This is a genomic window from Planococcus sp. ISL-109 (assembly GCF_018613655.1).
GTDB lineage: Bacteria > Bacillota > Bacilli > Bacillales_A > Planococcaceae > Planococcus.
In genome coordinates this window covers 26,244-45,459 of record NZ_JAGGPW010000002.1, presented here as the reverse complement: position 1 = coordinate 45,459, position 19,216 = coordinate 26,244, and the positions used below count along the sequence as shown (strand labels likewise).

Below are 19,216 nucleotides of genomic sequence, written 5' to 3'. Positions count from 1 at the left end.
TGAAAGCTGCCAAGCACGCAGCTTTAGCAGCCGCTTAAATTTAAAAAACAGAAAAAATGGTCGGTAAAGTCGTCTACACTTTTTTAAAAGTGCGATTTATGAAATTGATTCATATATGTTGAACTAAAGAAATATCAGTGAATTACCACTACTACTTGAACACTAACAATTTGCGAACAAACATATGTAGCAAAACTACGGAGAAAACCGTACTGCTCCCGCAGGAAAGCGAGTCCGCGAGACCCCGCAGGGAATGAATGAGCGAAGCTTAGCTGAGCGCATTCATTTGCGACGCATCTGCCGTGCAGATGTGGGAGCACAAGGGTTTCGAAGCGACTGGGGAGGCTTGGCGCTCACCCCGCCCCCCCGGAAAGCAGCCATTGGAGCGCAGTCTCATAGCACCGGCTATTTAAAGATGAAAAAGTCTAAGATATCTTTTATAAGAGGATAAATAAAAGATCGACCACTCTAAACATAGGGACGGAGCGAAAGGGACCGACGCCTGGGGGACCGAGCGGGGCTGGCGAAACAATGGCGGCGCGCTCTTTGCCGCCTTGGTTCGACGCCCGCCCCCCCCGGCAAGCGTGCCCCTGAAGCGCAGTCTCATAGCACAAGCTATTTAGACATCAAAACTCAGCATTCAATTTAGCGACAATCTCAACTACTTTACCGCTATATATATTTTTAAAAAAACATTCACCTCCTACTTACACTTCACCTACAGAACAAACCGCTTCAAACTGGACACATACATATGCCATTCGGCTCAAAGCCGCCAAATATTGAAAATTGTGGCAGATAATTCGTTTCAAAGCGTTTGTTTTTTTGGTAAAGTAAAGCTAAGCAGAACGCCACTTGCCTGAAAGGACTTAAACGCATGATATCTGACTTCAAATTTTGGCATTTCTTTATGAACCAAGGTCAACTCATACATAATTTACGGCAAACTGAAATGAGACAAATCAATAAACGGCTCGCCGTCATTCTAGTACTCGGCTTGCTTGTTTTTGCCTTGCCGGAAATATGGGGCATGAACACCGGATCCTTGACGCCGCTGCTCGCTGCAGGCATGTTTGACGCCTACACATTGGCGCGCTGGACATCGCTCGTCGGCACATTGCTGTGGGGAGGCCTGTATTTAAGCTTTCATCTCTACATCGCCGCCTTTCTCTATAGCCGAATCATCGGCACACCATGGAAAGCGATGCTCGTCATGCAAGCTTACGTTACGGCATTGTTGGTGCTGGAAAAAGGCTTGATCTTCGGAATCTTTGCTTGGAACGGCTTCAGCATGGCTTTCTCGCCTTTCTCATTCGGGCCGATTGCTGCCACATTCATGGACAACACATATTTGATTTACTTTTTCAATCAGCTTACTTTATTCACCTCTTTAATCATCGCGATTCAATATCGTTTCATTAAAAACTTTTCGCGCGTATCGCCAAAAATTATTTTGCTGCTGCTTATCATTGTCCACATCGCTTCAGCGTTATTTGTCGCTTTGTTTAGCATGATTCCGGTCGATGAAATGATTCGCGACTTTATGCAAGGGGGGCCGATCCTATGAACCGCTTTTTCTTTGTCGGCTTATCCATCGCCATCGTCGCCTTTTTAACATCGAATTTCCTGCTGTTGTTTGGCGAGAAAAGCATTATTTCCAAAGAGCTTTATGTCAGTGAATATGAACAAGCCTTCACTCATACGTATACTAAGGCCTTGCCGAAAGAAGCTTTGACGGCACCTCAAGATACGATGGAGATTTACGTCCAAGACCATGAAGCGCTCGAGCAATGGCTCGTCAAAGAAGGCGATGCCGTCGCTGCTGGTGCTGAACTTGCCCGTTTGAACGAAAGTGAATCCGAAGAACAACGCGCAGTGTGGGAATCCGAACGGACAGCGCTGCAATCAGAACGCGGTGAAGTCGAGACATCTCTGCAGGAATTGCTTCAGGCGCGGTCGTCCCAAAACAGCAATTTTTCGGATAATACGAACAATAGCGCAACCTATCCTGGGATCGGCGACATCGAAGAAGAAATGCGTCTGGATGTGAATGTCTCAGTCGGTGTAGAAGTACCGGAAGATGGTACTTATGCTTCAGGGATCGCCCAAGCGCAGCAACGGCTGGCATCGATCGATTCCGAGCTGGCAGTCGTCGAAGCGCAGCTCGCACAAAGCAGTGCAAACCCGGCGCTCATCAGCCCGGTTGAAGGGACAGTCGCAAGCATCAACCGCGACACTGCCCCCCTCAGCATTGAAATTTATAACAATGAACGTGAATTCGTCACCTATCTATTAGAAGATGAATGGCACGATGTCGAACAAGCAGACCGCGTGATGATTCAAGCACCAGGCATTGAAGGGGCCATTCCAGGAACCGTCACCAACGTTTCCGAAATCCCTGCCGAAGAATCCAAATGGTTTCAAGCCTACCGCGAGCTCGGACGCATCGACCAAAACAATCCTATCGCCTTTTACGAAGTGCGGATTACACCTGAAACTCCGCTGAAAGACACCATGCCATTCGGCAGCAATGTCAACGCCAGCATCACATTAAATGAAGCACAAGACGCCATCGCGCTTCGTGACAAATGGATCTACAACAATAACGACACAACCGGCACAGCTTACGTCTTGAACATCGACGGCCGCCCGAACGCAGTACCGGTGGAGATCGCCTTTGCACAACATGGCCGCACCATCCTCGCGGGGGGCATGGAAGCAGGCGAACTCACCATAAATGAAGAAAAACTCCACGACTACCCGGGCAGGCCAAGGCTCTTCATGCCCTTCCCAAGCCGCCAGCCTGACTACAGCTACGCCAAAAACACAGAATGGCGCGCCTACGTCGAATACCTACTAGCCCGCTAACCAAAATCTCCGGTAATACCGGAGGTTTTTTCTGTGGAAAAAAAGCTGAATCTGAAAATGAAAACAGCCTTTAAGGGGTAGCTATATATGTTGAACTAAAGAAATATCAGTGAATTACCACGACTACTTGAACACTAACAATTTGCGAACAAACAAACAGATATGGAGCAAAACTACGGAGACTCCCAAGGGGGCAACGGTTTTCTTGCGAGGTTTGAGCTAGCGAGAATCGAGCAGCGCTCTTTTCAGCGACGCATCTGCCGTGCAGATGTGGGAGCACAAGGGTTTCGAAGCGACTGAGGAGGCTCGGCGCCCGCCCGCAGGAAATGAATAAGCGAAGAGAAGTTGAGCAAAGTTTTTCTCGGAGTGGTTTTGCGGAATATCTACAGTGGAAATTTATTAGTTCAACTTATATAGCATGTAACAAAGAAGAAAAAAGTAATATCCCTCACACTATTTTGAACAAATTATAGAAGATCAGGGGAATGGAGCTTAAATATACATGGGTGAAAAAGTGGCTAACTAACCACCATTATAAAACTAGAGATGGAGCGGAAGGTGGTGACGCCTGTCCCCCCCCGGCAAGCATCCACCTGCAGCGCAATCTCGCAGTATGGGCTTATTACATAAAAGCATTCTTTTCTTGTATCATCCCATAACTAAAATTGAACTTAATTTACAGGCGCCTTTAGTGTACGATAGATAAAGCGCATTACAGCCCTTGAACGGAGTGAACTAGCATGCAAGAAACAGATTGGCGTTTCCGTGTCGCGCACCGGGAAGCCTGGATCGGCCTCGGCCTCGCGCTCTTTAACTTTGTCTGGTGGTTCGCCTTCGCCTACGGGCTCGGCTCCCGTCCAGTCGAAGAATACACCTACATATTCGGCTTGCCCGACTGGTTTTTCTACAGCTGCATCGTCGGCTTTCTCGTCATGGCCGTCCTTGTCACCGTCGTCGTCAATCTGTTCTTCGTCGACGTGCCGTTTGACGAAGAACAGGAGGAACGCCGATGAATTATGCAGTGCTCATCCCGATGATCGCTTTTTTGCTCATCATCTTCTTTATCGGCTATTGGTCCAGCAGGAAACTGGCCGGCTCCTCGAACTTCATCAGCGATTATTTCCTCGGCGGCCGCGAACTCGGCGGTTTCGTCCTCGCGATGACCATGGTCGCCACATACGGAAGCGCCTCTAGTTTCCTCGGGGGCCCTGGGACCGCCTATACGATGGGCTTCGGTTGGGTGCTGCTCGCGATGACCCAAGTCGTCACCGGTTATTTCGTCCTGATGATTCTCGGGAAAAAATACGCGATCATGGCGCGGCGCTATGAAGCCGTCACGATGATCGACTTTCTGAAAGCCCGCTACGGCAGCACAGCGGTTGTCTTGTTATCGGCTTTCAGCATCATCGTCTTCCTGTTTTCCGCCATGGCGGCGCAGTGGATCGGCGGCGCACGGCTTATTGAATCACTGACCGGCCTGAGCTATCAATCGGCGCTGTTTTTGTTTGCTGTCAGCGTCCTCGTCTACGTGACGATCGGCGGTTTCCGTGCCGTCGCCTTGACCGATGCGGTGCAAGGGGCCGTCATGCTCGTCGGAACTTTGGTGCTGTTGATCGCGGTCATCATTTCCGGCGGCGGGATTTCAAACATCATGCAAGACCTCATCAATGAAAACCCGAACCTCGTCACCCCGTACGGAGCGGATGGCAATCTCGGTGCCGCCTATGTATCATCGTTTTGGATTTTGGTCGGTGTCGGCGTCGTGGGCTTGCCGCAAATTGCGGTGCGCGCGATGTCGTACAAAAATGCCCGGTCGATGCACCGCGCCCTCATTATCGGCACGATCGTCACCGGCGTTATCATGCTCAATATGCATTTGATCGGCGTGTTCGCGCGTCCCATCCTTCCAGGGATTGACGTCGGAGACAAAGTTATTCCGCTCATCGCGCTCGAAACTTTGCCGCCGTGGGTTGCAGGCATCGTCTTGGCCGCTCCGATGGCGGCGATCATGTCGACGGTCGACTCACTGCTGTTGCTCGTCAGTTCGTCGATCGTCAAAGACGTGTATTTGAATTACATCAAACCGGATGCCAGCCTAAAGGCCATCAAACGCATGTCGTTTGGCGTCACCGGCGTTCTTGGTGTGATCGTCTTCCTGTTGGCACTTGATCCCCCTGATTTATTGATTTTCTTGAACTTGTTCGCATTCGGCGGGCTCGAAGCGGCGTTCATCTGGCCGATTGTGCTCGGGCTTTATTGGAAATGGGGCAATAAATACGGAGCCATCGCGAGCATGGCGACCGGCATCATCAGCTATATCGCGCTGCATTTCTACAATATTGCAAACGGCAATCTGTTCGGCGTCCATACGGTCACTGTCCCGGTCGTGTTATCGCTCATCGCATTTATTGCGTTCAGCTTGCTGATAGAACGGCGCGCTTATGATTACCACGCGGTTCTATACAGAAACGAAAAACAAGCGTAAAATAAGTGGCTATATCCGAAAAAGGGAAGAAGGGTTGCACTTTTGACTCCATGGAAAGTTTATGGCATTTTAACATCGGTCATGATCGTGTGGGGATTTAACCTTGCTTCGGTCAAGTATTTATTGGATTTCGTTGATCCAGTCACACTCACGGCGTTTCGGATATTGCTTGCAGGTATCACCGTGTTGATCATTTTGGCGTCGCTCGGAATGATGCGCTTTCCAAAGCGCAGTGATTGGAAATACATACTGCTCGGCGCCCTGCTCAATGTCGTGGCGCATCATTATTTCCTGTCGCAGGGACTTGCGGTCACAACGGGGACGAATGCCGGCTTGATACTCGGGACAGGCCCGATGCTGACGGCCGTGCTCGTGTCGCTCATCATGCGCAATGTGCCTTCGCGTTTGCAATGGCTCGGTGTCTTTATCGGTTTTGGTGGTGTCGCCACAACGGTCATGGTCGGGGGCGACGCGGCGTCTGGTTTGAGCCTCGGAGATATCTTTGTATTCATTTCCATTTTGGCGCAAGTGTTCAGTTATATCGTCATTGCCAAAGCTGCGCGTTCACTTGATCCGCGCCTGTTGACCGGCTATATGCTCGTGACGGGAGCGATTGTCTTGCTCATTATCGCGCTTATTCAAGAGCCGGGTGAAATCGCTGCGTTCGCAGACGTTCCGACGTCATTCTGGGTCGCGTTCTTTTTCTCCGCGATGCTCGGCACGGCGGTCGGTCACATGCTTTATAATTATTCAATCGGCCAGGCGGGACCGACAAAAGCCGCCATTTTCATGAACCTTAATACGCTGTTTTCACTCATAGCCGCAAGCTTGATCCTCGGTGAAACGATTACGTCAGGCCATTTGATCGGCCTTGTGCTCATCGTAATCGGCGTATTGTTCGGCTCAGGGGCGGCGGAAGATTTACTGCGAAAACGCAGAAAACGGCTCCCAATATGAGCCGTTTTTTCTTTACTGGAATAGAGAAGGGAGAATGCAGTATGGAAAGTATTTGGGGAACACCGGAGCAACTGCGAGAGTTGACTGAACTATTGGTCGGCTGGGATTCGCAAGGACTGACGGAAGGGGAAGTGACATTCCCGGAAAAGCTGGAAAAGAAACTAATGGAACTTGAATATTTCCAAGAAAACCCAGATAATCTGGCGCTTGGGGAGGTCAATTGGGAACGGCGTTATTTGACTGCGCTCTATAAACATGAAAAAGCCTCACGTACCGTTGTATTGCTCAGCCATTTTGATACGGTCGCCGTACACGAATACGGCGATTTGGCACCACTCGCATACCAGCCGGCCCAGCTCGAGGCCGCATTCCAAAAAATCAAAGACGAATTCAAACCGGAGATGCAAGCCGATTTGGCGTCGGGGGAATATGTATTCGGGCGCGGCATAATGGACATGAAATCAGGGCTCGCCATTCATATGGCGCTTATAGAGCGGGCAAGCTTGGAACAGTGGCCGGTCAATCTACTGCTCATGACGGTGCCGGATGAAGAAATCAACTCGGCGGGCATGCGCTACGGAGTGTCCAAACTGCTCGATTTAGAGCGCCAGCATGGCCTGGAATATACAGTGTTTTTAAACGGTGAACCGGTATTTGCGAAATCGCCGGGAGATGAGTCGCATTATATCTACACCGGCTCCATCGGGAAAATCATGCCGAGTGCATTATTCTACGGCAAGGAAACCCATGCCGGCGAACCGCTTGCCGGGATGACGTCAAGCTATATCTCTACGTATTTGACGCGGAAAATGGAGTGGAATCCGGCATTTTCTGAAACGGTTTACGGCGAAGAAACGCCGCTTCCAGTAACTCTAACGCAAGGGGATATGAAAGAAGAATACTCCGTCCAGACGCCGTATCGCACGAAAGCGATGTACAATGTCTTTACAATGGAAAGAAATGCACAACAGGTCATGGATATTTTCGAAAGCCTCGCAAACGAATCGGCTTCAGAGTGCATGGACGATTACCGTGCTTTTTGTCAACACATCAATATGGAGCCGCGCTTTGATGAAATCCGCGTGCTGCGCTTCGAACAATTGGTGGACTATGCGAAGAATAAGTTTGGCATCGACTACTTCAATCAACTGATCCACAAAACCTTGATGGACTCGGAGCGGGATGTACGCGATAAGTCGTTTCATATCGCCGATTTGTTATTGCTCAACTGCCAGGAATTGTCGCCGAGCATCGTGCTGTTGTTTACGCCGCCCTATTACCCGGCAGTCAACTCAAGCGATGATCCGCTGATCGAAGACTGTGTGGCGCATGTAGCACAAATGGCGCTGGAGCGTTTTGATTTGGAGCTCGAACAAGTGCATTTCTTCAATGGCATCTCCGACCTGAGCTACGTCAATTACGAAGACTCTTCGGACGGCTGGGTCAGTTACGAGAAAAACACGCCGGTCTATGGCGACCCTTATAGCATCCCGTTTCAAGCGATGCAGAACCTGCAGGCGCCGGTCCTCAATATCGGCCCGTTCGGCAAAGATCCACATAAGCGGACCGAGCGTCTTCACGTCAAAAATGCATTCGAAGAAATCCCGGAACTGCTCGCCGGACTGATTTTGCACATCGGAAAACGGGCAGAAGATTAGGTGGGGGTGATTGATTATTAGCGCCTTTGAAGTACGATGCCTGTAGTTTGGATCTTCTGGTATTCTGCAAAACTGTTTGCTCGAGCACCGCAAACAAATGGTCTTGGCTTCTCTTCGTCCACTTGTTTGTTCTCACTTTGAAAGACGGGTACAATTCAAACATAAGAAACCAAAAGGAGCGAATCGCTTTATGGACATCAAACAGCAGACAGAATCGTATTTTGACCATTTCCATGCACATCCGGAAGTAAGCTTCCAGGAAGTGGAAACGACGAAGAAACTGGCCCAGATCATGGAAGAGCTCGGGGTGGAGTATCGGACGTTTGAGGACGTTACCGGACTTTTTGCGGAAATCGGCGAAGGGGATAAAGTGATAGCGGTCCGAGCGGACATCGATGCCCTATGGCAGGAAGTGAACGGCACAGTGCAGGCGAACCATTCCTGTGGACATGACGCCAATATGGCGATGGTGCTCGGTGCACTTTTGCGCTTAAAAGACGAGAACCTGTCAAAGCGCATCCGCTTTATTTTCCAGCCGGCCGAGGAACAAGGAAACGGCTCACTGTCCATGATCGAACGCGGCGCATTAGAAGGGGTGACGCATTTATTCGGCGTGCACTTGCGGCCGCAGGAAGAATTGCCGTTCGGCAAAGTGACGCCGGCGCTGCATCACGGCTCCGGTATTTTCCTGAAAGGCAAGATTACGGGAGAAGATGCGCACGGCGCGCGTCCACATCAAGGGAAAAATGCCATCGACGTCATCGCTGCAATCCACCAATTCGCCAAAACGATATATTTCTCGCCGTTCGAGTCGTATTCGGCCAAGCTGACGAATATCCAGACCGGCGGAGAAAGCTTGAACATCATTCCGGGCAGCGCTACATTCGCACTGGATGTGCGTTCTCAGTCCAATAGCTTGATGGATACATTGAAAGCGCGCCTCGAAGAAGGAATACGGACTATTGCAGAGCTTCACCGCGTCAATGTCGACTTGAGATGGGACGATTACACACCTGGCGCCGAAGTGTCGGAACAGGCGATGCAAATTGCCGGCCAAGCAATACGCAATGTGCTCGGTGAGGAAGCATGCAGCGAGCCGATCGAAACGACAGGAGCGGATGATTTCCATTTCTACACGATCAAAAAACCGGAACTGAAAGCTGCGATGGTTGGAGTCGGCGCAGATTTAACGCCAGGGCTTCATCATCCGGATATGCAGTTTAATCGCGATGCGCTCGATATCGGCGCCCGTGTCCTCGCTGAAACTTTGCGCCTGGCATAATGAAAAAATATTGCGCACCCCATTTGGTTTTTGGGTGCGCAATTAAGGGTATGGAACACTGCTCATACTAACGAATTTTAAAGGGGACAACATCATGGATGCGATATTAAATGGGTTGACGTGGATCATCGACGAAGGCAATAACATATTATGGACATACATATTGATCGGGCTATTGCTCGGTCTGGGCTTATATTTCACTATTCGTACCCGCTTTGTCCAAGTCCGCTTGTTTGGCGATATGTTCCGCGTCATCAGTGAAAAGAAAGACGGGACCGGCGGTATTTCGGCGTTCCAGGCGTTTACGATTTCGACCGCCTCACGCGTCGGCACCGGGAACATCACGGGCGTTGCCTTGGCGATTGCAATCGGCGGCCCGGGTGCAGTGTTCTGGATGTGGATGGTGGCGCTAATCGGGATGGCGACGGCATTTATCGAAAGCACGCTCGCTCAAGTATACAAAATTAAAGATGGCGAACAATTTCGTGGGGGTCCTGCGTATTACATGGAAAAAGCGCTCGGCACCCGCAAACTCGGCATCGTTTTCGCTATTCTTCTGACGATGGCATTCGGCTTCATCTTTAATTCTGTGCAGTCGAATACGATCGCGCAGTCGGTCGGTGATGTCCTAGACATTCCGAACTGGGTCGTTGGGGCAACTTTGGTCGTTCTGGCAGCCATCGTTATTTTCGGTGGTGTGCGCCGGATTGCGCACGTCACGCAAATTGTCGTGCCGGTGATGGCGACTATTTATTTGCTCGTTGTAGCTTACATAATGGTCTTGAACTTCACAGAAATTCCAGCAGTATTCACGTTGATTGTACAAAATGCTTTCGGGCTTGAAGAAGTGGTAGGCGGCGGTATCGGAGCTGCAATCATGCAAGGGATACGCCGCGGATTGTTCTCGAACGAAGCCGGTATGGGTTCTGTCCCGAACGCCGCAGCTTCCGCAAACGTATCGCATCCGGCCAAGCAAGGGCTTGTCCAAAGCCTCGGCGTATTCTTTGATACGATCATCATCTGTTCGGCGACCGCGTTCGTCATCATTCTTGCAGATCTATACCGAACGGGCGAACAAGAAGGTGTTCTTTTGACGCAAGCATCACTTACTGTCCACGTTGGAGCTTGGGCACCGTATTTCCTTGCGATTGCGATTACATTCTTCGCATTCAGTTCGATTGTCGGGAACTACTATTATGGTGAGACGAACATCGAGTTTATCAACGCCCATAGCATGTGGCTTACGGTTTACCGAGTTGGCGTTCTTGCCATGGTCATGTTCGGCTCAATCGCTCAAGTGGAGGTCGTCTGGAACATGGCGGATCTGTTCATGGGAATGATGGCTGTCATCAACTTGATTGTCATCGCCTTGCTCGGTAAAGTCGCTTTCCGCGTGCTCGATGATTACATGGGGCAGCGAAAAGCCGGCAAGAACCCGGTCTTTTATGCGAAAAATGTCCCTGGCTTGAAGAACACCGAATGTTGGGGCGAGGAAGAACACCGCCACGACGAATGATCACGGGTCTCTTCCGTTGCTGCGGAAGAGGTTTTTTCATGGGAACCACCCAGACTGCGGTGCGTCCTGTAACGAAACCGTAATGAAAAATACACTAAAACGATTTCTGCCTGAGGCCATGCTATGGTAGAATGAACTATTGATATTAGCTATATGTTTAAAAATATACAAATACATTTGTCATCGCTGTTTATTTTTATGATAGTTTATGAACTATCATTAGTTCACAATGTGATGAAGAAAAATGGAGCAAAACTGCGGAGACTCCCAAGGGAGCAGTGCTCTTTTCAGCGACGAGACAGCCGAGACCCCGCAAGGAATGAATGCGCGAAGTTCACTGAGCGCATTCATTTGCGATGCTCGAACAGAGTTCTCTCGTAGCGGTTTTGCGGAATTTCGATAGGTAAAAAGTAAAAGTTCAGCTTAGCTAGTCTTTGTTCACAATCGATCTGGCCATCAGGGCTGGCAATAAAAAATTTACTGGTAATTGAGGAGAATTAACGAAATGGAAAAAATCTGTGTAGTTGGATTAGGATATATCGGTTTGCCGACAGCTGTTATGTTCGCAAACCACGGTTACGAAGTTCACGGAGTGGACGTCAACGAAAAAGCGGTTGAAATGCTGTCTGCAGGGCAGATCCACATCGAAGAGCCGTTTCTTCAGGATTATTTGAACAAAGCTTTGGAAAAAGGAACATTTACAGTATCGACAAAACCTGCCGAAGCGGAAATGTTCATCATTGCTGTACCGTCTCCGATTTCAGAAGACAAAACAGCCAATATGGATTATATCCGTGCAGCGACAGAGTCAATCGTGCCGTTCCTGAAAAAAGGCGACCTCGTCGTATTGGAATCGACTGTTCCTCCGCGTACGGTACTAGACGTCATGATGCCGATTCTTGTGAAGAGCAACTTGGAGATCGGGACAGAACTGTTTGTTTCGCATTCCCCTGAACGCGTCATTCCAGGCAAAGTATTCGAAGAGCTCGTGAAAAACGACCGCATCATTGGCGGCATCAACGAAGAATCTTCAAAACGCACGCAAGTTTATTATGAATCATTCGTTAAAGGCGCGTTCATTTTAACGGATGCGACGACTGCTGAAATGGTCAAAGTCATGGAAAACACATACCGCGACGTCAATATTGCGTTCGCCAACGAAATTGCGAAAATCTCAGATAGCGTCGGGGTCGATGCTTGGGAAGCAATCCGCCTTGCCAATCACCACCCGCGCGTCAACATCCACTTGCCGGGCCCTGGTGTGGGCGGACATTGCATCGCGGTCGATCCGTGGTTCCTTGTGGAAAAAGAAAAGGACCTTTCGAAGATCATCCATCTGTCCCGCAACACAAACGACGGCATGCCGCAATATACGGCAGACAAAATCGACGATATTCTCAAAGACATCGATGACGCGAAAGTCGCGGTATTTGGCCTGGCCTTTAAAGGCAATATCGACGACATCCGCGAAAGCCCATCTATGGAAGTGCTAGAGTATTTGAAAGCGAAAAACTTGCGCATTTCTTCATTCGACCCGCATGTCAAAGAAAACAAAGCGCCGTTTCAGACGCAATCGTACGACGAGGCAGTTGAAGGGGCAGACTTGATCGTCATCTTGACCGATCACAAAGCATTCAAACAATACAGCCCGGAGACGCTCGGCAAAACGATGCGCAACCAAACCATTTTCGATACGAAAAATGCCATTAGCCGCGAAGCTTACGAAAGAGCCGGTTTCACGGTTTATCGCCTCGGCGACGGCAAAGGCAATCCGAAAAAATAAAATACACGGCGCATTTTCAATTTTTTGAAAATGCGGTTTTGCATGGAGGAACAATCCACATGAAGGAAGAAATTCTAGGCGTCACAGTCAATCAAGAAACCGAAAAGCAGCTGCTCGACAAGATCCAAACCGATATCGAAATAGGGCGCAAATCACGCATTGTCGCGATCAATCCAGAAAAAGTCATGATGGCTTCAAAAGACCCGGCACTCCGGGCATTATTGAACGAATCAACGTATCAGATTCCGGACGGAGTCGGCATCAAAATCGCTTCCCGCATGCGCGGTGGCGCGATCCGTGAACGTGTCACGGGCATCGGCATGATGGATGCGCTGCTTCAGCTTGCCGATAAACATCACCACCGTATATTCATGTACGGCGCGAAAAAAGCGACTGTCGAACTGGCGGCGCAAAACATTCAGGCGAAATATCCGAACCTGGTCATCGCCGGCACGCTGGATGGTTATGAGAAAGATCCAGCCAAAATCATCGAGGCGATCAACGAAGTCAACCCGCAAATCCTATTTGTCGCACTTGGCAGCCCGAAGCAGGAACTGTTTATCCGTGAACATATGAACAAGCTGAACGTCAATATTTTCCAAGGGGTAGGCGGCAGTTTCGACGTCTATAGCGGCAACGTTAAACGTGCGCCAAAACTGTTTTTGAACACAGGAACAGAATGGCTGTTCCGGCTGTTGAGCCAGCCGACTCGCATCAAGCGCCAAATGGCACTTCCTCAATTTCTGATGAAAGCAGTCCGGGATAAAGGCGGAAAGCGCTGATGAAAGTATTGCACATCATCAGTGGCGGAGAAACAGGTGGTTCGAAAAAGCATTTAGTGCAGCTTTTGACCAACTCTCCCGTAGAAGCAGAGTTGCTGCTTTTGACGGAAGGTGCTTTTGCAGAAGACGCACGAAAGGCGGGAATTCCCGTCACCGTCATCGGGCAAAGCAGCCGTTTCGACCGGTCCACAGGGAAGAAAATCCTGTCGTTTTTAAAAATTGGCGGTTTTTCACTTGTCCACTCCCACGGGGCACGGGCGAATTTCCTGATCAATTCGATTTACAAAAAACTCGGAATGCCGTGGTTCATCACAGTTCATAGCGATCCGACTTTGGACTTTTTGCATCAGCCGAAACCGCTCGCTAAAATCTTCACCATGCTCAATCAGCGCGCGATGAGGCGGGCAGACCATTTGTTTGCCGTATCGGAAAAATTCAAAGATATGCTCATCCAAATGGGGGTAGAACCGAAAAAAATCACCTCTGTCTTTAATGGCATAAATTTTCACAAAACCTTGCCAGCGTTTGATAAACAAGCGATACGTGAGTCGCTCGGTGCACATCCAGAAGACTTTGTCTTTGCCATAGTCGCCCGCCTTCATCCGGTGAAAGGACATGATATTTTGCTCGAAGCTTTCGCTAAAACCGGTAAAGCGCCTTGGAAACTGTGGGTCATCGGTGAAGGGGATTTACGCATGAAATTGGAGCAGCAAGCGGAAAAACTCGGCCTTCAAGACCGCGTCGCCTTCTTAGGGAAACGGGATGATGTGGACGAATTGCTGTACGCGGCAGATGTATCTTTATTGACATCGCATAGCGAAAGTTTCCCGCTCGTCTTATTGGAATCAGCGGATATGGCCACACCCGTCATTTCAACAAATGTCGGAGGTGTGCCGGCACTGGTAGATCCAGGAAAGACTGGATGGATTGTCGAACCGGGTCGCGCCGATGCGCTCATGTACGCCATCGAACAAGCCATGGACACGGCGACCGATACCGAAGAAATGGGGCACCAGCTTAGGAGCTTTGCAAAAGAAAGATTTTCCAACGAAAATCTACAACGGGACATCCACACAGTTTATTCGAAGGTTTTAAAGGTAAACTAGGTAAATAAGACTGTTTTTTTAATCAACCCAATTCCAGTAAATACACCGTTAAGCCTATACATGGCGCGGATTTGTAAGCCTTTTGAGTGGTCGCTCAAGAGGCTTTTTGCTGTCCTTGTAACACAAACGTAATATTCCTCTCGCAAATTCAGTGATAAACTCTGTGTTATTAAGATGAATAAATTGTCTAATAAATACAGAAAATCAGACTGATAATAATAGGGGGAAGAAAACGCATATGAAAAAGATAAAATGGTTCGGAACAATGATCGCCGCAACAGCATTATCTATGTCCGCATTTGCTTCCAATTCAGAAGCTAGCGTGTTTGAAAAATTCGATCGGATTTCAGGCGCTGATCGCTATGAAACGGCAATACAAGTTTCACGTGCAGGTTGGGGATACCACAGCACAAACAACGTGGTAATCGTTATCGGCGATAACTACCCAGATGCGCTAGCAGGTGCACCGCTTGCCAAAAAATTAAATGCACCGATTCTGCTAGTCAGAAAAGATAGCGTACCGGCTTCCATCATGTCGGAAATCGGGCGTCTCGGGGCAAAGAATGCGACAATCCTTGGCGGAGAAATCGCGATTTCGAAAAAAGTAGTCACTCAACTTGAAGCGAATGGCTTGAACGTCGACCGGATTGCCGGCAGCAACCGCTCCGAAACTTCAGCATTAATCGCTAAAGAAGTAGGCGGCTCCTCAGCCATCGTCGCAAGCGGCGCCGGCTATGCGGATTCCTTGGCAATTGCTTCTCATGCTGCTGAAACAGGCAAGCCGATTTTGCTGACATCCGGCAATAAACTATCCAAAGAAGTCGAAGCTACACTCAAGAGCTATAAAACTGTCACGGTAGTTGGTGGAGAAGGTGCCGTCAGCAAAGCTGTCTACGATAAAATCGATGAAACAGCGGCAGTTCAACGGATTTCAGGAAAAGACCGCTACGCAACAGCTGCAGCCGTCGTCGCCAAATTATACCCAGGCACAGTGACCGATTCATTGGTTGCTTCCGGCCAGCAATTCGCCGATGCTTTGACAGGTTCTGCACTTGGTGGAAAACAGAAAAAACCGATCCTATTGGTTCGCCAATCGGCTTTGCCATCGTCGACCAAAGATGTCATCAACAATAAAAATGTTAGCAACTTGATCGTGATCGGTGGGGAAGTGGCGGTTTCCAAAGAAGCGCTGAACCCGAATCCGAAACCGGCAGCCACACCGACACCGATCGTCAAACCGTCTGTTGATATCCGTGCGGACATTATTACAGAAGCGAAAAAATACATGGGCGTCCCATATCGCTGGGGCGGTACGACAACGTCTGGCTTTGATTGCTCGGGCTATTTGATGTATGTGTTCAATCAAAAAGGCATCAGCATTCCAAGAACAACAGCGTTAATGGCGCAAGCCGGCAAGCCGGTCAGCTATGCGAACGTCAAACCGGGCGATATCGTCTTGCTTGACCTGGTCAGAAGCACACCGACACTAGCATCTCACGCTGGAATTTATGTCGGCGATGGGAAAATCATCCATGCTGGAACGAGCACGGGCGTGACCATCACACCGCTTGCAACATCTTGGGGACATTGGGACAAAAAAATCGTCGCCATCCGTTCGTATACAGATTAAAAAATGGCTGCGGCCATTTTTTTTTGCTTTAAGATTTCCACGATCATAAAATCAAATCGAAAGTGATCAGTTTAGCAGAATAATTTACATAAATTTATAAAAATTTATGTACCTTTTAGTAAAAATCTAGAATATACTGTTAAAAAATAGAGAGTGTTCATCCAAATGAAAGACTAGGGGGAAATAGAGTGAAAATCTTATTGAATGGTTTAGCGATGTTAATGTTTATCGGTGTGCTGATCGGAGGCGCGGCAAACGCATCAGCCAATGATGATTTTACGGTCAAAGTTCGGCTGACCAATAATTTGGGGACAGCCACCAGCTATGACTTTACGCCACGCGGAAGTTCGCAGCTTCAAGAAGACAAAACAGTCCAATTGGAAAAAGGGGTCCGTTACAGCGTTCAAGTTGTATCCGGCAAACTGGTCTTAAAAAAAGGCAGCAAAACGCTGAAAAGCGGACTCGCTACCGTAACGGTCGAACCGGTCGCCTATTCAAAAGCCAATCATATCTATCTCTACAAAACAGGCACGAGCACGATCTACCCATACATGGGAACGATTCAATTCCGCATGTCCGGCACGACACGGATGCAGCCGGTCAACTCGTTGCAATTTGAAGATTACTTGAAAGGCGTCGTGCCGTCTGAAAGCCCGGCGAGTTGGGGCGCGAGTGGTGGGATGGAATCATTGAAAGCCCAAGCCATCACCGCCAGATCCTACGTCTTTTCCAAAATGAACCAAAACTCACTCGAAATCGATGACACGACAACGTTTCAAGTGTATAAAGGATTTATTTGGGATCCCTTGTCCCCGAAGTACCAATCCGCTTATCAGCATACGAACCGCGCTGTCGATGAAACAAAAGGACAGATTTTAACATATAAACAAGCAAACGGCCAAACCGGCTTTGTCACTGCCTATTTCTCATCGAGCAACGGAGGGCAAACCGAACTGCCGGAACAATACTGGTCTAGCAAATTGCCGTATTTGTCCACTTCACAAAAAGATCCTTTTGATACGAACAATGTCGTCTGGAAGTTGAATTGGCTGAAACAGCAATTGCCGGCAACCGCCGATTTGATGATGCCGGCAGTTTGGTGGCAGACGACCGCCGAACATAACTTGAACGGTGGACTCGTCAACGAGCAAAGTAAAACGGCGTTCACGAACTTTAAAAAGGATTTGCTCGCCAAAGCGAAAGCAAAAGATCCGAACGTGGAATCCATTAAAATTGCATCCATCAATCAAATCCAAACAGAAACTTACGGCAATACCGGGAAAGTCAAAGGCATCACACTCGATATGGATTATTATGTCCGCAACAGCAAAAATGGCGCGTTAAGTTTTGACATGGCAGCGGGCGCAGCATCCAAAACCCTGTCCGGCAAAAGCCGCTATGAAACTGCTGTGGAAATTGCCAAAGAAACGCTCGCAACAGAAAAAGCTCCAGCCATCGTTCTTGGCCGCGGCGACGTGCCGGCTGATGCCCTTGCCGGAACGGTTCTGGCGCACAAACACGGCGCACCGGTCTTGCTGACGAGAAGCGAAAGTTTACCGGCAGTGGTCGAGAAATTCCTCGAGGAACAGACCGTGCAAGGCGCCACGATTTATTTATTGGGCGGAACCTTAGCGATTTCTGCGGAAGTCGAAGCCGTTTTGACGAAAAAAGGATTTAACACGAAACGCTTAGCCGGGAAAACCCGTTCGGAAACATCGCTATTGATTGCAAAAGAAATCGGACAGATGAAAACCGTACTGTTCGCAACAGGCAAAGATGACTCTTCGGATGCCTTGTCGGCTTCTGCTTATGCAGCTGCTCATCAATTGCCGATCATCATCCACATGGGATCGAAAAGTCCGGAGTCCACTTTAACGTTCCTGGAAGAACAAAAAACCGAAAAAGCGACGATCATTGGTGGTACGTCGGCAGTACCGGAAGCGGTAGCCGGCACATTGGCTGAACGCGGCATCCAGAGCGACCGCATCAGCGGCCAAGACCGCGTAGCAACAAGCATCGAGATTAACCGTTTATTGCCGATGAATGGCAAGAATTTAGTAGTCGGGAACGCTTACTCCTTCGTGGATGCTCTCGCAGGATCGGTGCTCGCAGCGAAAACGAATTCACCGATTTTATTGCTTCACCCGGATCCGTTGCGGTTACCTGCAAGTCATATGGAGCAAATCAGCAAATTGACGAAAGACCAAGCGTATTATCTTGGCGGCGAAATGGTCATTCCGACCGCTTTGAAGACTGCGAGCAATGAATACATCGGTTCGTCATTGAAAAAGCACCGTGCGTCCGTAACGTATAAAGCAGGGAGCACACCAAGCATGACCGCATTCCGGACATTGCTAGGCGGAGCGAATTTGAAGAGTGTCGATTTTGACGTCGTGGATACGGCAGACCGTTTTGTATTGGACGGGAGCGGGTTTGGGCACGGCATCGGCATGAGCCAGTGGGGCTCTTACCGCCGCGCGCAAGCAGGCCAGAGCGCTGAGCAGATTTTGAAGTTTTACTATCAAGGCGTATCGATCGAAAACACATCTAAGTTTGTAAAATAAGCTATTGAAAAGCCGTCCTGAAAAGGGCGGCTTTTTTTGTTTGGAATGAATTCTAGTTGCACGAAAAAAGGTGGAGGGGATTGTGCTCCAGATAGATGCTGAGTTTTGATGTCTAAATAGCTAGCACTATTAGACTGCGCTGCAGGGGCACGCTTGCCGGGGGGGCGGGCGTCGAACCAAGGTGACGCAAAGGGCGCGTCACCATTGTTTCGCCAGTCCCGCGCGATCCCCCAGGCGTCGGCCGCTTTCGCTCCGTCTCTAGGTTAATAGTGGTTGATAAGTTTCTTTGTCTTTTGACAATTAGGGACAAGATAATATGTCTCGGACTTTTCATCTTTAAATAGCTTTTGTTATGAGGCTGCGCTGCAGGGGCGCGCGTCAAACCAAGGTGGCAAAGGGCATGCCACCATTGTTTCGCCAGTCCCGCGCGATCCCCCAGGCGTCGGCCCCTTCCGCTCCGTCTCTAGGTTAATAGTGGTTGATAAGTTTCTTTGTCTTTTGACAATTAGGGAGCAAGATAATATGTCCCGGACTTTTCATCTTTAAATAACTTTTGTTATGAGGCTGCGCTGCAGGGGCACGCTT

Annotated in this window: 13 protein-coding genes; all 13 read left to right on the top strand. The window is 49.2% G+C overall.

Features of this window, described 5'->3' with window-relative positions; genetic code table 11:
* Positions 1-952: 952 nt before the first annotated feature.
* On the top strand, positions 953-1,567 hold the full coding sequence (locus J7E21_RS00660; RefSeq protein WP_215103792.1) for a hypothetical protein: 615 nt from the start codon (positions 953-955) through the stop codon (positions 1,565-1,567).
* Entirely contained in the window at positions 1,564-2,868 is a 1,305-nt protein-coding gene (locus tag J7E21_RS00655; RefSeq protein WP_215103791.1) for an HlyD family secretion protein, read from the top strand. The genes J7E21_RS00660 and J7E21_RS00655 overlap by 4 nt, the downstream gene beginning before the upstream one ends.
* A gap of 740 nt (positions 2,869-3,608) precedes the next feature.
* A complete protein-coding gene (locus J7E21_RS00650; RefSeq protein ID WP_215103790.1) occupies positions 3,609-3,881 on the top strand; it encodes a YhdT family protein in 273 nt (90 codons plus the stop codon).
* On the top strand, positions 3,878-5,353 hold the full coding sequence (panF, locus tag J7E21_RS00645) for a sodium/pantothenate symporter (RefSeq protein WP_215103789.1): 1,476 nt from the start codon (positions 3,878-3,880) through the stop codon (positions 5,351-5,353). The genes J7E21_RS00650 and panF overlap by 4 nt, the downstream gene beginning before the upstream one ends.
* Positions 5,354-5,395: 42 nt before the next feature.
* Positions 5,396-6,310 (top strand): DMT family transporter, encoded by a 915-nt coding sequence (locus J7E21_RS00640; protein WP_215103788.1) that lies wholly within the window; start codon positions 5,396-5,398, stop codon positions 6,308-6,310.
* A 41-nt stretch (positions 6,311-6,351) separates the two neighbouring features.
* Positions 6,352-7,968, top strand: coding sequence for a M20/M25/M40 family metallo-hydrolase (locus tag J7E21_RS00635; RefSeq protein ID WP_215103787.1), 1,617 nt, complete (start codon positions 6,352-6,354; stop codon positions 7,966-7,968).
* 190 nt (positions 7,969-8,158) lie between these two features.
* Positions 8,159-9,250, top strand: coding sequence for an amidohydrolase (locus J7E21_RS00630; protein WP_215103786.1), 1,092 nt, complete (start codon positions 8,159-8,161; stop codon positions 9,248-9,250).
* Positions 9,251-9,344: 94 nt separating this feature from the next.
* Entirely contained in the window at positions 9,345-10,766 is a 1,422-nt protein-coding gene (locus J7E21_RS00625; RefSeq protein WP_215103784.1) for an alanine/glycine:cation symporter family protein, read from the top strand.
* Positions 10,767-11,271: 505 nt separating this feature from the next.
* A complete protein-coding gene (locus J7E21_RS00620; RefSeq protein ID WP_215103782.1) occupies positions 11,272-12,549 on the top strand; it encodes a nucleotide sugar dehydrogenase in 1,278 nt (425 codons plus the stop codon).
* Positions 12,550-12,608: 59 nt separating this feature from the next.
* Entirely contained in the window at positions 12,609-13,331 is a 723-nt protein-coding gene (locus tag J7E21_RS00615; protein ID WP_215103780.1) for a WecB/TagA/CpsF family glycosyltransferase, read from the top strand.
* On the top strand, positions 13,331-14,437 hold the full coding sequence (locus J7E21_RS00610; protein WP_215103778.1) for a glycosyltransferase: 1,107 nt from the start codon (positions 13,331-13,333) through the stop codon (positions 14,435-14,437). Before J7E21_RS00615 ends, J7E21_RS00610 begins: the two co-directional genes overlap by 1 nt.
* 238 nt (positions 14,438-14,675) lie before the next feature.
* Positions 14,676-16,067 carry a cell wall-binding repeat-containing protein gene (locus tag J7E21_RS00605; RefSeq protein WP_215103776.1) on the top strand — a complete coding sequence of 464 codons (1,392 nt, stop codon included), beginning with the start codon at positions 14,676-14,678 and terminating at the stop codon, positions 16,065-16,067.
* A gap of 188 nt (positions 16,068-16,255) precedes the next feature.
* The gene (locus J7E21_RS00600) at positions 16,256-18,631 is read left to right on the top strand and encodes a SpoIID/LytB domain-containing protein (protein ID WP_215103774.1); all 2,376 of its coding nucleotides are present in this window, start codon (positions 16,256-16,258) and stop codon (positions 18,629-18,631) included.
* Positions 18,632-19,216 lie beyond the last annotated feature (585 nt).